General features: G+C 37.2%; 13 protein-coding genes. 4 read left to right on the top strand and 9 right to left on the bottom strand.

What is annotated here, in order from left to right:
- The first annotated feature begins 107 nt into the window (after positions 1 to 107).
- Complete coding sequence (apcB, locus tag VB694_RS12435) at positions 108 to 617, top strand: allophycocyanin subunit beta (protein ID WP_323360631.1); 510 nt, start codon at positions 108 to 110, stop codon at positions 615 to 617.
- Between the two features lie 246 nt (positions 618 to 863).
- Here the strand turns inward: apcB and VB694_RS12430 are convergent, their stop codons facing one another.
- From VB694_RS12430 to VB694_RS12420, 3 genes are all read right to left on the bottom strand, one after another.
- On the bottom strand, positions 864 to 1,631 hold the full coding sequence (locus VB694_RS12430; protein ID WP_323360630.1) for an endonuclease/exonuclease/phosphatase family protein: 768 nt from the start codon (positions 1,629 to 1,631) through the stop codon (positions 864 to 866).
- A 375-nt stretch (positions 1,632 to 2,006) separates the two neighbouring features.
- Complete coding sequence (locus VB694_RS12425; protein ID WP_323360629.1) at positions 2,007 to 2,723, bottom strand: response regulator transcription factor; 717 nt, start codon at positions 2,721 to 2,723, stop codon at positions 2,007 to 2,009.
- A 283-nt stretch (positions 2,724 to 3,006) separates the two neighbouring features.
- Positions 3,007 to 4,644: a TAXI family TRAP transporter solute-binding subunit gene (locus VB694_RS12420; protein ID WP_323360628.1), complete on the bottom strand. Its 1,638-nt coding sequence runs from the start codon at positions 4,642 to 4,644 to the stop codon at positions 3,007 to 3,009.
- Positions 4,645 to 5,120: 476 nt separating this feature from the next.
- Here VB694_RS12420 and VB694_RS12415 point away from each other — a divergent pair, with 476 nt between their 5' ends.
- Positions 5,121 to 5,570 (top strand): rhodanese-like domain-containing protein, encoded by a 450-nt coding sequence (locus VB694_RS12415; RefSeq protein ID WP_323360627.1) that lies wholly within the window; start codon positions 5,121 to 5,123, stop codon positions 5,568 to 5,570.
- 79 nt (positions 5,571 to 5,649) lie between these two features.
- Here VB694_RS12415 and VB694_RS12410 read toward each other — a convergent pair whose 3' ends face one another.
- The 4 genes from VB694_RS12410 to trpB form a co-directional block, all read right to left on the bottom strand.
- Positions 5,650 to 6,279 (bottom strand): ribonuclease H-like domain-containing protein, encoded by a 630-nt coding sequence (locus tag VB694_RS12410; RefSeq protein ID WP_323360626.1) that lies wholly within the window; start codon positions 6,277 to 6,279, stop codon positions 5,650 to 5,652.
- A 99-nt stretch (positions 6,280 to 6,378) separates the two neighbouring features.
- Entirely contained in the window at positions 6,379 to 6,924 is a 546-nt protein-coding gene (locus tag VB694_RS12405; protein ID WP_323360625.1) for a CAP domain-containing protein, read from the bottom strand.
- Positions 6,925 to 7,522: 598 nt separating this feature from the next.
- A complete protein-coding gene (locus tag VB694_RS12400) occupies positions 7,523 to 8,038 on the bottom strand; it encodes a CAP domain-containing protein (RefSeq protein ID WP_323360624.1) in 516 nt (171 codons plus the stop codon).
- Between the two features lie 9 nt (positions 8,039 to 8,047).
- Entirely contained in the window at positions 8,048 to 9,289 is a 1,242-nt protein-coding gene (gene trpB / locus VB694_RS12395) for a tryptophan synthase subunit beta (RefSeq protein WP_323360623.1), read from the bottom strand.
- A 339-nt stretch (positions 9,290 to 9,628) separates the two neighbouring features.
- Here trpB and VB694_RS12390 point away from each other — a divergent pair, with 339 nt between their 5' ends.
- On the top strand, positions 9,629 to 11,515 hold the full coding sequence (locus VB694_RS12390) for a pentapeptide repeat-containing protein (protein ID WP_323360622.1): 1,887 nt from the start codon (positions 9,629 to 9,631) through the stop codon (positions 11,513 to 11,515).
- 76 nt (positions 11,516 to 11,591) lie between these two features.
- Here VB694_RS12390 and VB694_RS12385 read toward each other — a convergent pair whose 3' ends face one another.
- Positions 11,592 to 12,164 (bottom strand): Uma2 family endonuclease, encoded by a 573-nt coding sequence (locus tag VB694_RS12385; protein WP_323360621.1) that lies wholly within the window; start codon positions 12,162 to 12,164, stop codon positions 11,592 to 11,594.
- 43 nt (positions 12,165 to 12,207) lie between these two features.
- Positions 12,208 to 13,320 (bottom strand): AI-2E family transporter, encoded by a 1,113-nt coding sequence (locus tag VB694_RS12380; RefSeq protein ID WP_323360620.1) that lies wholly within the window; start codon positions 13,318 to 13,320, stop codon positions 12,208 to 12,210.
- A gap of 525 nt (positions 13,321 to 13,845) precedes the next feature.
- Between VB694_RS12380 and VB694_RS12375 the strand changes: the two genes are divergently transcribed.
- Entirely contained in the window at positions 13,846 to 14,514 is a 669-nt protein-coding gene (locus tag VB694_RS12375; protein WP_323360619.1) for a DUF1614 domain-containing protein, read from the top strand.
- The last annotated feature ends 91 nt before the right edge of the window (positions 14,515 to 14,605 follow it).

The following is a 14,605-nucleotide window of genomic DNA, read 5'->3' as shown; positions in this document are numbered from 1 at the left end:
TTTTTGTGCCGTATCTATTTCATCTGAATGGCACAAAACTTGACTGGTGCATGAATGCAGCCAAATTAATATCAAACCATAGATAGTAACAATTGGGAGAAACAAGAATGCGCGATGCAGTTACAACTTTAATTAAGAATTATGACGTAGCCGGAAAATATTTTGACCGGAATGCGATTGATAGCCTCAAGTCTTACTTTGAAACTGGTACGGCTAGAGTGCAAGCAGCGGCGGCGATTAATTCTAATGCGGCAGCTATTGTTAAGCAAGCTGGTTCTAGATTGTTTGAAGAATTACCAGAATTGATTCGTCCTGGTGGTAATGCTTATACAACTCGTCGTTATGCAGCTTGTTTGCGTGATATGGATTATTATCTGCGCTATGCTACTTATGCTCTAGTTGCAGCTAATATGAATGTGTTGGATGAGCGTGTATTGCAAGGGTTAAGGGAAACTTACAATTCTTTGGGTGTACCTATTAGCCCTACTGTGCGCGGTATTCAGATTATGAAGGATATTGCTAGAGAGCAAGCTGCGGCGGCGGGTGTGGCTAATACAGCGTTTGTAGACGAGCCTTTTGACTATATCACCCGTGAGTTGAGTGAGATTGATATTTAACTCTTGATCAGAAATTGCGGAACTACACAACTAAAGTCCGTCTGCGCGGATTAAATCATGATCGCACTTTGGCTTTATTGACAAGGTGCGTTTACTTTTTTTATTCCAAATGCTGATAGTTATGAACAACAAGATCCCCGACTTCTTAGAGAAGTCGGGGATCTGACTCTTGCAATATTCACAAATCAAAGAGGATTGCTATCTTCGAGAGAAAATTACTAATAAACATTTATATAAATCTATTATCTAGAATAATGACTGTAATTGCACAATCACAGGAAAGTGATCGGATGGCCAAACATCTGCCCATTTTTGATGGTCAATAATTACTTGTTCGATCTGAAAACGGCGATCGCAATATATAGTATCAATGGCATCCCAGGCTTCGCCTGTAAAATCATGAAAAGTTTTCTGTTTTTCTAAAGTCAGCGTTGCTAAAGCATCTTGGATTTTGTGATTATCGGCGAAAATCTGCCGCGCTGTAGTATTGGGATTGGCGTTAAAATCCCCAGTTAGAAGTAGATAGTCATCTGGGGGAAATTCCATTAACCGTTGATTAACTAATGCAGCACCTAATTCTCTAGCTTGAGCATTTTCGTGATCTAAATGAGTGTTAAGGATAGTGAGGGAAATACTCGGATTACCGACTTGAAAATTAGCCCAAGTTGCCATACGTGGTAAACGAGTTCCCCAAGTAATGCTACCAGGAATTTCTGGGGTATCGCTGAGGTAAAAATCTTGGGTTTTTTGCAATTTCAAGCGTTGGGGATGATAGAAAATAGCACAGTGTTCACTTGTTCCTGTTCCCGTGCGATCGCCCCCAATAAAGTTATATTCAGGTATCAATGCTTGTAAATCTCTCAGTTGATGGGCTTTACCCTCCTGTGTACCCAATAAATCAGGTTGGTAGTGTTGAATCACGGATGCGATCGCACCTACACGTTTTTCCCACTGATGCACCCCTGGATCTGGTTTGTCGTACCGGAGATTGAAGGTAATTACTGTTAGTTTCATTGAAATTACTACATTTAAAGAATATTTGCAATATGAGAAACCCAATCATAATATTATATTAAGATGTAAATTTATCGTTAAAACTGCTTCCCACTGTGAATAATTAAGATTATTTTATTTTTCTGCAATAGCTGCTTATTCACAATTGTTAAACCTCAATCTCAAATTCATAATTGCAGAATTTAACATCTAAAATTGTGATGAGGCTTGAGTAGATACAAGTTCCCTGACCGACTTTAGCTGCAATAATCCCAACTCACACCAACTAAGTGATCAAGCCTCCGTCAAATTCCTTAGTGAATTCAGGTGTACAACCAAATTATTAACGCAGAACCTAATAAATCTCTGAATGAGTTGTTTTTTGGGTATTAGAGTTTAAACTCTACTACCTTCTGGTGGTTCAAACTTATAACCGTAGCCACGCACCGTCTTAATAAACTCTGGTGTACTAGAATCAGCTTCCATTTTTTTACGCAGCTGACCAATATGCACATCGACAACTCGTCCATCTCCGACATAATCACAACCCCAAATTTTTTGAATTAGTTGGGGACGACTCCAAGCTTGACCAGGATGGCTGGCTAAAAAATGTAAGATATTAAATTCTAAGGCGGTTAAAGCCAAAGGTTTATCGTTCAGTTTTACCTCTCTACCTTCTGGATTAATTGCTAATTGTTTAAAAATTAGACGTTGTGATTGATGAGGATGAATATAACGTACACGTCTCAAAAGGGCTTCTACTCTGACTTCCACTTCTGCCAAACTAAATGGTTTTGTCATAAAATCATCTGCACCAGCAGCCAGAACCTTGATTTTATCAGCTTCATCATTCCGGCTAGTGAGGATCAAAACCAAAACATTGGTACGACTTTGCATTTCTTGACAAAGCTTATAGCCATTGGCATCTGGCAAATTCCAATCTAGAATTACCAAGGCTGGATTAAATTGCTCAAATAATGCCATAGCACTTTGACCGTCTACGGCTGATTCTATTTGGTATTTGCGACTTAGAAATCGGTAGACAAGATTTCTCACACTGAAATCGTCATCTACAATCATAATTTTGGGAATATTCGTGGGCAGCGTATCCATAATCCAATGTAGTTTATTAATTGATTTGGTGATTTTCTGTGGCGTTAGGTGGTTTTAGCTGTTGTTTTGAGGAGGATATTAGCTCCTAGTTAAACCAGTAGGAACTATGCGGTATTCTTTGTATACACTTAATTTTCCCGGAAATTTATGCAAACTTTATAATACTCTTTCTAGAATATATTCGGTAATGTATGATTTTGGTATTTTTTAGAAAACTTTTTGTATAAAATGTAGACTCCTAGTTATAGATAGGTAAAGATTCAAAATTGAGGAGTTAGGAGTCTCAATTATTACGTTCAATTGCATCTCGCGTAGCTTTATAAGCCTCAATAAAAGTCCGAAATGATTCCTGGGAGATATTTTCTGCTACTAAATCTCCTACTACCTGTTCCAGAATTTGGTCTAACTTTTGTTGCAATAAATCTTTATCTTTCTGGCGATATTGCAACAATTTGACTACTATTTTGATATATTTAGCAGAATTTTCTCTTTGTCTTTGTTCAATCATTAATTGAGCAAGTTTCCGATCTTTCTCTATAGCTTCTCTGGTAGTTTTATAAGCTTCATTAAAAGTTCGGAATGATTCTTGGGAAATTTTTTCATCAATTAAAGCTTTAGCTGCTTCATCAAATGTTGTGTCCAGCTTTTTCTGTCTATCTTCTAGCTGGTATTGACCTTCTTTCATGAGGCTAATAGCTAATTTAAGATACTCATCAGCCTCATCTTTTTTGCCTTTTTCTACCCATAATTTGATTTGTTTAATCCATTCAACTGTGAGTACAATAACTGTTAATATTAAAGCTACATAATCGGCATTTTCTTGAATAAAAGAAGGTTTGTCTCGCTCATAGAAAGATAATGCGCCTGGATGTAAAGTGATGTCAGTGCTACTACCATCACTGGGTTGATTAATATTAGCAACTAATGGTTGAACTTCGGCGTGTTCTTTAGCAATTTCATTGGCTATTTCTTGGCGATATTCATATATAATTTGGGTTATTTCTCTGATAATACGGGTATCTACTTGATCACTAGCTAATAACAGTCTTGATATTGCTACTGTGGGCAAATTAGTGGGCGGCATAGCTGAATTTCCTCTATATGCACCTTGAGGAATAATGGCGCTTTCTAAAGCAGGTTGCTTGATTTTCATGGCTTCTGCCTGGGGAATTGGTATTAATTTTCCCTGGTAATTATTGACAATGTTAGAGATGGATTTATTCCCGGCAGCGCGAACTCGAAATATTGCATCTGCTCGGTTTTTTTGAAAATCTTGATCAGCCCAATTATCATCATAATTCTTAATAGGTCTGCCACTCATATCTAAGCCTGTAATTCTAAAATCTTTTTGGCTTAAACCATAATGTTCTGCTATCTTCATAAAAGACTCATACTGTCCACCACTAGGAGTTAAAGCAATCGTTTTCCCTTTGAGTTGAACAAATTGGTTAATCTTGGGATCTTTGACAACTAACTGAAATAGATCCCTATATAATACGGCGACTGTTTTAGCTGTGGATTTTTTCTTGTAATCTAAAAGTATAGATTTATCGTTGGCTAAAGTGCCAAGTTTTTGAGAAACTACATCAGCTTGAGCCGTTACTAAATCAGCTTTACCAGCTAATAACAGCTCTAGATTTTCTGATGTACCCCCGGTTGCTTGTAGTGTAATTTTGATATTGGATCTGCGTTCAACTACTTTTGTGATGGCTTCGCTGATGATATAGCTTTCTCCGGTTTTATCTCCAGCTGCAATAGTAATTTGAGGAGATGTGAAACGACTACTTAAATTCCAAATAATAATGGCAAATGTACCAATGCTGGCCAGTCCAAGACTGATAAAAATCATCTTAGATACAGGATCAAGAGTCAAAATAAATCTGAAAAAATTAGATTGTCTATTATTATTAGGTGTTGCCATATCCACTCAGATATTAGTTGAATTAAGAGTCAAAGATGATTATGAAAGTATTCCCTTGTTAGGAATATAAATTTTCATACATCAGAAAAGGATTGAATTCCAAATTTTCTGTTGATTTTTATAAAATACATGATGCCGAACTTTCCTAATATCCCTGATATTATAGTTTCTTTAAAAAAAGATTATCTTAGTATTAAATTTAGTATAATTTTCAAAAAATCATCAAAACCTAAATTGCAGATATACAGAATATTGTAGGTAAATCAAAATCCTCGACTTTTCTAAAAAGTTGGGGATATGACTCTGGCAATATTCACAAATCAAATAGGATTGCTATAGTTAAATTGAATATATCTGAAGATAGATAGGGAAATTTGAATATGTTCATACCTCAGAAAGACAAGTTAACCTTTGGATTTTGTTAATTTATTATTGACGTAAATAAATTTAAATAAAAGAAAAACAGGATAAAATCTATGCCTAATAATCTGATAAGTGGTATTATTCCTGCACAACCACCAATAGAAGCAGAGTCTGATGTTTATGCAGTTAAGTCTCGTTTGGAATGGGGTGAACCTGCATTTACTATTCTGGATGTGCGCGATCGCTCAATTTATAATGAAGGTCATATTATGGGAGCAATGCCTATGCCCATAAATGACCTAACAGACATTGCAGTGATATCTTTAGATAAAAGCCGTGATATTTATGTTTACGGTGCAAACGAGGGACAAACTGCTCAAGCTGCCCAAATATTGCGTGCAGTTGGATTTGAAAATGTATCCCAACTCAAAGGTGGACTTGGTGCATGGAAAGCGATTGGTGGACCAACAGAAGGTATTATTGAATCAAGAACTCCCGCTGGTGCAGATGACTATAATGTTATCTCTCGCATGAAAACTCACTTAGAAAATCAGCAGAAATGATTGGTGAGATGGAGAAGTTAATAACCCAATTACCAATTACCAATTACCAATTACCAATTACCAATTACCAATTACCAAATTAGTGTTCAAACAAATCTTTGAATTGTAATAAATCCAAAGAAACTAATGTTGGTAGAACTTGAAAGCATTCTTGAGCTAATTCCCAACGTTCTTCTCTTTGCAACATTTGAGTGAGCTTTTGTTGTACACTCAATAAGTAGCGGACATCATTAGCAGCGTAACTTAATTGAGCTTGAGATAAATTAACCGCATTACCCCAATCAGAACTTTGGAAACTTTTATCTAGTTCTACTTGTTCTAATTCCTGGACTACATCTTTTAAACCGTGACGATTCGTGTAGGTACGAGCTAATTTACTGGCAATTTTGGTACAAAAAACAGGCTGAACTTGAATTTCTAGGTTGTGGCGTAAAGTAGCAATATCAAATCTGGCAAAGTGAAATACTTTGATGGCGTGGGTGGCTTCCAAGAGTTGTTTTAAGTTGGGAGCTTCTGTTTGTCCTTTAGCGATGCGGATGGCTGTAACTTTTCCTTCAGGGTTGCACAACTGAACGAGACATAAGCGATCGCGATGTGGTAATAATCCCATAGTTTCGGTATCAACAGCGATCGCATCAGATTGTAAATATTCAGCAAGGGTGACTGTATCTAAATCGCGATCGCTCACCTGAAAATCCTGTAAAGTCATTAATCGTTCCCAAATAAATTATAGTGTCTATCAGTTAAATCACTGTATCAGACACTAAATTATTATTGTGCAAATTGGACAAAAAATCAGCAATAAAATCTATCTGGTGTTGATAAATATTTGTGTGAGATAAACTTCACCTTTAGCATTAGTGGCCACTCCCACCCCTGTCAGCTTAAATTGTCCTTGAATATTTTTCAAATGTCCAGGACTGTTGAGCCAGCCAATCACAGCTTGCTTTGCTGGTTCGTTATATCCAACATTGAAAGCCACATTTTCCGCAGCACTTTCATATTTAAGGGGGATAGCTTTAATGCGTTGTTCTAATCCATAGTGACTAAACTTAACTGTACCCTTAGCCATATTTTGACTGTGAATTCTTGCTTGTTGAGTGATACTTGCATTTAAAGTGAGCTTTGACAGTCCTTGAGAAGCTCGATATTGATTAATTTGCTCAAAAACTAATTTTTCTAAAGTAGAATTTTCAGAACTAAAATTTGACATAGCCGCCTGAATAGAAGTATTCAATGACTGAGTTTGACCGATTTTTTTAGGAGAATTATTACCGGGAACTGGAGCAGTCATCAATCCACTAGCAAGGACAAGCGTACTTAAAGCCATGCCAAAAGCAGTTTGTCGGAACATAGACAATTAGGTAGTGTATGGATTTATGAGATATATACTCTATCTTCTGATGCTCAGAATAAGTACCAGGATACTGTCAAGTATTCATGATCTGAAGGATTACAGCATCTGTCAGCAAGGGTTTAGCAATGCTACAAACGCACAGCAGTAAACAATCAAACCCTTTTATTACATGGAAAGTAAAAAAAATTTGTACTTCATTTACCTGCAATACCTATATTGGATAATTCAGCCTTCTGAGTTTACTTTCCTGAAAATGACATTTTCTTTTCCTAAAAATCTGCCAATTTCATGACTTAAATTTTATGCCCAAAAAAAACACTATCCAAGTATATGCCTGTGGTAGATGTCTTACCTCATTAAATGTTATTGTCACTACATTATTAATCAAAAATATATATAAAAAATAGTATCCACTGATAGATGTCATGGATACTAATATTAGTAAATAGGTATTGTTCAAAACAGCTATCTTGGTAAGAATTCAGGTAGGGCGATAAGATCCCCGACTTCTTTTGTTTATTGTGTCCACAAATTATAAATTAATGTTAGAAGTCGGGGATCTGGGTATGAACGAGTTCTATAGCTGAATACTTACCTATCTTGAGCGCAGGAAAATTTGTGTGAAATAAATTTGTCCTTTGCTATTATTCGCCACACCAATACCAGTGAGGTTATAATTACCTTGAATATTGCTCAAATGGCCTGAACTTTTGAGCCAACCTTGAACAGCCGTAGTAGCGGGATCTTTAGCTCCCTGGTTGTAGGCCACATTCTCCGCAGCGGCACTGTAGGGAATATTAATCGCTTTGATTCGCGCTGAAAATCCTCCATGTCCAAAAGCAACTTTACCACTAGCCATATTTTGACTGTGAATTCTCGCTTGAGTATCAATACTAGAATTACGAGTTAGTGCAGGTAACTTCTGAGAAGCGCGATACTGATTAATTTGCTGGAAAACTGATGCTTCAATTGCCGCAGTGTTAACCGTATTTTGGGCAATCTGGTAGCTAGGAATTGATACGAGAGAAAAATTAGGTGCGGAACTAGCCATTGCACCACTGACTAAAACCGATAAACCTGCACCCATAACAGAAATAGTGTTTTTCAACATGATTGATGATCAATCCTGAATTAAAAACTTAGCTGCTGTTTGCACATCTTTGTCACCTCTACCAGAACAGTTAATCACAATCCGAGGACTGCCGGAAAGTTGAGGACACAAAGTTTCTAGATAGGCGATCGCATGAGATGTTTCCAATGCTGGTATAATTCCTTCTAATTTCGATAGGCGTTGGAATGCCTCCAAAGCTTCAGCATCTGTAACACTGTAATATTCAGCCCTGCCATTATCCTTCATATAGCTGTGTTCTGGACCCACACCGGGATAATCCAAACCTGCACTAATCGAATGTGGCTCAATTACCTGTCCGTCCTCATCTTGCAGAAGATAACTCATTGCTCCATGCAATACACCAACCTGTCCTTTTGTCAATGTCGCCGCGTGTTTGCCAGTATTCACACCTTCACCAGCAGCTTCCACACCAATTAACCGCACAGATGGCTCTTTGACAAACTCGTGAAATAGTCCCATAGCATTAGAACCACCACCGACACAAGCCATGAGAATATCTGGTAAACCGCCCCATTTTTCCATTGCTTGAGCGCGGGTTTCTTCACCGATAACCGCATGAAAATCACGTACCATCATCGGGTAAGGATGGGGACCAGCGACAGAACCCAGGATGTAATGAGTAGTTTCTACATTCGTTACCCAGTCGCGGATGGCTTCAGAGGTAGCATCTTTGAGAGTTCCCGTACCCGCAGACACAGGTCGAACTTCCGCCCCCATCAGCCGCATTCTAAACACATTTAAAGCTTGGCGTTCCATGTCGTGAACACCCATGTAAATAATACATTCCAAACCGAAACGAGCGCAAACCGTCGCTGTGGCTACACCATGTTGTCCTGCACCGGTTTCAGCAATAATACGCTTTTTACCCATGCGCTTGGCCATTAATACTTGACCAAGGGCATTATTAATTTTATGAGCGCCTGTATGATTTAAATCTTCACGTTTTAAGTAAATTTGCGCCCCTGTGCCATCTGGACGGGCATAATGGGCTGTCAGGCGTTCGGCAAAGTATAAAGGTGTGGCACGTCCTACGTAATCTCGCAGTAAACCTTGGAGTTCTGCTTGAAAGCTAGGGTCTTTACGGTATTGCTGATAAGCTGTTTCTAGTTCAGCTAAAGCGGGCATTAAGGTTTCAGGAACGTATTTACCACCAAAGCGGCCAAAACGTCCCAAGGTATCGGGAACTGAAGCTGTTTGTGAGAAGTTGGGGGAAAGGGGAGTAGTAGTCACGGATGCGGTTAAATTAGAGAACAAAGTTAATTTTAATTCTAGAACTGATAAAAATCATCTCGTTCCCAGTCTCTGAACTGGGAATGCTATCTGGGAGGTTCTACCTCCGGTTATAAGCTAGAGAAAATTGTATCTGTTTTCATGATAATTGGGAAATTAAACTTATGTTTCCCCAGAGAGCATGGGAACAAGAAAAGCCGCCGTTTTGTTGATAGATTTTAAATTTGTTGGTTTTGGGTTTCCTTGAGTCAACCCAACCTACTGTTACTGCTTTTGTTAGTTTAGCCTTGATTTTGGGAAAACTATAAAAGTAGACACAATACAGTTAGGTCAAAATTCATGAATACTTCGGATTCAGAACTGAATTTAGCATCTTTAGCAGATCGCATTTCTCAGGTTGAACGGGAACAGGAACTAAGACGCAAAAATATTGCTTGGCTAAAACAGTATTTTGATGAACTGAAACAAGAATTTAACAATAGACCGGAATTAGAGCAAATTCAAACTATGCAACAAGAGATAGTAAATTTAACTGCTCAAGTAGCTGAGTTGCAACGACGTTTAAATTTGTCATCTAATGTGAGTGAAAGTTTGCATGATGGTGAAAATTTAACTGAGATAAAAACTTTAGATGATATAGAAATAGTAAAAGAGTTTTTTGAAAGAGTAGAACGACAACACAATCAAGATTTACTGGTAGAGAAAACAGCTATTGTTAAAAATGTTGATGTTGGTCAAATTGAGAAAGAAGAGGAAATAGATGTAGTTGTAGAAGAAATGCAAGATAGCAATGATTTCAAGGATTTGGAATTTCAACTGGAGAGGGTAATGTGGTTAGTTAACAGGTTTTATGCAGCAGAAGAAGATTATCAGGATATTCCTGTTAGTACAGAAGATTTTTGGCGCAGGTATGAAGCTGGAGAACGGGATTTTACTGCGATTAATTTAGCTGGTGTTAATTTGAGTGGAAAAACTTTAAGTAGTAAGATTCAGATAACTCACGCTAATTTAACTAATGCAAATCTCACTGGTACACAGTTGCATCATGTAAATTTAAGCAATGTAAATCTGAGCGGTGCTAATATGACAAAAGCATACTTATTTAATACTAACTTAACTGATGCTAATTTGAGTTTTGCTAATCTCACTGATGTAACGGCTGGTTCCACTAAACTAAATCGTGCAAACTTGAGAGGAGCAGATATGAGTGCAGGTAGATTTGATTATGCAAATTTTAGTTTTGCTAATTTAGACGACGCTTATCTTCATCAGACAATACTTACATCAGCCAATCTAGAAAAAGCATCCTTAAAAAAAGCTAATCTCAGTCATGCTAATTTCAGTGGTGCAAATTTGTGTGAAGCGAATCTAACTAAAGCTAATCTTATTCAAGCTAAATTTAGTGGTGCAAATTTGCGTGAAGCTAATTTGAGTGAAGCTAATCTCAGTCATGCTCAGTTAGATGGAGAAGTGAACCTCAGTTTAGCTAACCTCAGTGGAGTAAATTTCAGTGGTGCAAATTTGAGAAAAGCTAATCTAATAAGAGCAAACTTAAGTAATGCCAATTTAAGTAATGTCAATTTATTAAGAGCCAATTTAGAAGGAACAAATCTCGAAGGAGTAAATCTTAATCACGCATTTTTTGATCCAAATACTATTTTCCCAAAAAACTTTGATCCTGTGCAAACAGGTGGATATTTTATGAATCCCACCATATCTTTAGAAAATGCTAATTTGTCTGGTATGGATTTGAGAAATTTAGACTTAACTGATGCTAACCTACAAGGATGTGATTTAAGTAATGCAAATCTCAGTTATACTAATCTGAGTTGGGCTAATTTGACTGATACCAATTTTATAAAAGCAGATTTAACAGGTACAAAACTAAGTGCGGTAAAACTAGATCGATCTAAACTTGAAGAATTAAATTTAAAGGGTTTAGACTTAAGTTTTTCTAGTCTGATTAAGGCAAATATAAAGAATACAAACTTGAAAAATATAACTATGAAAAGTGCTGATTTAACTGAAGCTGACTTACGTAATTCAGATATTAGTTACGCTGACCTGCAAGGTGCTAATTTAACGTTAGCAGACCTTCGTGCCGCAAATTTATCTGGAACTAATTTATCAGGAGCAGTTTTGAATGGCGCTAAGTTAACTGGTGCAAATCTAACAAATGCAAAGCTCACAGGTGCAATTATGCCAGATGGAACAACCCATGATTAGAATTTAACAAGGTTTATTAAAAAAATCACATTTTTACTGTAGGTTAGATGCCAAAAAACCTAACCTACTATACAATTTACACCAAATTACCAGCATTCAAAACCTGCTCAACCGTAATATTTAATTCAGAAAAAGTCCGCGATATAATTTTTTGATTAGCAGTAAATACCGTATCTTCATATAATCCTTCTTCTAGCAATAACACAGAAATATTAGATTCTAAAGGATCTACAATCCAATATTCAGGAACTCCTAAAGCTGCATATTCCGATCTTTTATAACGATAATCTCTTTTTACCGATTCTGGACTCACAACTTCTACAATTAATAATGGTGCTGACTCAAACACAGCAGAAGTATTTCTCAATTCCTTCGCATCTTCCACTGTCACCACACACAAATCACTCAATCGCGATTTATTTCTACTCGTTCTCACCCCAGTTTCCCTAAAACACAACCAAGGTAAATTCAAATGCAGAACTTCACCATCTAGAGTTTTTTCTAAAAATTTGCAAATCAAAAAATGTTCAATAGTAGGTGGGTTCATAATTTCCAACTGTCCATCAACCAGTTCCGATTTAAAACCAGATTCATCGTCATAATTTAAGTATTCTTCAAAAGTGAGACTTCTTACTGCTGTGTTAACCATCTTGATTACTCCTAGATGATACCTATATCTTAACCTGTATTTACTATTCATCATTTGTTGTCACTTCCACGTCCTGAGTGTCGTTGATATCAGGAGATTCAGAAACCATTACCAACTCACTATCTAAATTATGATTATGCGTCCACTCATCCAAGACATCTTTAACTAATACTTCTTGTACCCAAATTTTAGCGACAACAGTTAAAGGTAATGCCAAAAACAAGCCTAAAAAGCCAAAGAAGGTAACGAAAAATAATTGAGAAATTAAGGTGACTGCTGGCAATAAAGATACCTGATGTGCCATGACGACAGGAGTGATAAAATTGCTCTCAGCTTGCTGAATAAAAAAGTAGAGAATCAAGACAGCAAAAGGTTTCCAAGGAGAATCCAAAAGTGCGATCGCCATTGCTGGAACTACGCTCATAGTTGGTCCCAAGTTGGGAATTAAATTCATAAATCCCGCTAAAACTGCCAAGGCCAAAGCTGCTTTAACACCTAAAACTGACAAGCCTAATAAACTCATCAATCCCACTACAAAAACAGCAATAAAAGCTCCTGAAACCCATCTTTCTAAGGAAATTCCACACTGACTTAAAATGCCATCTACTCGTCGCCGATAAAATGACGGAAACAGTCTGATAAATAGTTTTTGATAAGCACTAGGATTAGCTAAAAACATTCCTGTTAAAACTAACACTAATAAAATATTTAGAACAATTACTAAAGAGCCAGAAACAAAAGCAAAAGAGTTTCCTAATACCCGATTAAATAAAGGTTGTGCTTCTGCAATCAAGCCGTTAAGATCCGGGATGAAAGTGACTAATTGCTCAGGAAGATGAGTTATCTGTTCATCAATCCAACTATTAAAACGCTCAAAACCTTGGGGAACTCGCAAGGTTAACTCTTGAAATTGCTGGGCAAAAGGTGGAACAATTAACCAGAAAAAGCCGATTATACCAGCAAAAAATATAGTTACTGACAAAAAAACAGCAAATCCACGTTTCATTCCCAAGTTTTGCAAACTTCGTGCTAACCGATTTAAAGCAGTTGCTAAAACAACAGCAGCAAATATCAGTAGCAGCACTTCGCGTAGTTGCCATAATATATATAAAGATAGAACTAAAGCAATTAAACCTATCCATTGACCCAGTTTCACTGATTAACTCCCAAAGCTTGGTGAGATGAAATTTTTTAGCTATGCAGCTAAGTTAGCTAATTTTAAGGCTTCACTTAGAGATTTTTAGTTAATTTTTTTTTGTGCTGGCATTCGCCAAAGCAAGACAGTTATCATAATCAGAGTAGGCAACATAACTAAAATAAGCACGTTTGTTGATGTTTCTGGAATCAAAAACATTGGACAGACATACTTAATCAAAAATGAGATTAAAGTTGAGAGTAGAAGTAGTTTAAGCAGAAAACCTAGTTGATTGTTCATCAAAGTACGGAAATACACATTTTTTTGGTGAGGTATACATGAATTTAGAGTTTACTATCCTATCTTTAGAATAGATATCAGATACAAAACTTGACTTGACCACATTCAGAACCTGTAACTGTCACCATACTGTAAATTTATGATTCGCAATTGCTGGAATCAAAGCATTTTTTAGTTAATTGGAGATTTTTCCAAGACTGGATTTGATGCTTTGGTTTCCCAAGTCAATCTATTTTATTATCCCCCATGATCTATCTACCAGTTTCATTAATGTTATTTCTGGTTTTGTTACTGCTACTGCCATTGATTTGGTTTGCTGTTGCAGTAGACGTGGTGGAAATTGCAGTGGCCAAGTTGGGGTTTTCTCCTAACATTGCTTTTCTATTATTGCTGCTAGTAATGATTACCAGCACCATCAATATTCCAATCTACCGTCTAGAAGCTCCAGTACAGTTAGCGGATGAATTTGCGGCACTGTGGTTAAGGGAATTTTGGGGTATTCCGCTAAGGAAAGTGCAGCGTTCTACCGTAGTAGCTCTGAATGTGGGCGGTGGACTAATACCCGTAGCTTTGGCATTATACCAATTTTCCCAGGGAAATGGACTGGCAATTTTATTAGTTACTGCCATTGTGACTGTTGTGAGTTACTTTGCGGCGCGGGTAGTTCCAGGCATTGGTATTCAAATGAATCCTTTGTTAGCGCCCCTCACTGCGGCCATATCCGCAATAGTCATAGCCTCACCTCATGCGGCTCCTGTAGCCTTTGCTGGTGGTGTTCTCGGCACTCTCATCGGTGCTGATTTGCTACATCTCAAAGACATTCAATCTATGAGTGCGGGAGTGTTGAGTATTGGAGGTGCTGGTGTATTTGATGGGATTGCTTTATGTGGACTATTTGCTTTGTTATTAAGTTGAGAATAGGGGTTATTTACGAGAGAAACTAACTCAAGCAAAAGCACCTGATGAAATGGCTGAATGGTTGCGAACTGGTAAGTTAAATGGTGAT

It is taken from the genome of Anabaena sp. UHCC 0451, assembly GCF_034931405.1.
Classification (GTDB): Bacteria; Cyanobacteriota; Cyanobacteriia; order Cyanobacteriales; family Nostocaceae; genus RDYJ01.
Note: the sequence above shows the minus strand (reverse complement) of the source record. Positions and strands in the feature narration are given on the sequence as shown.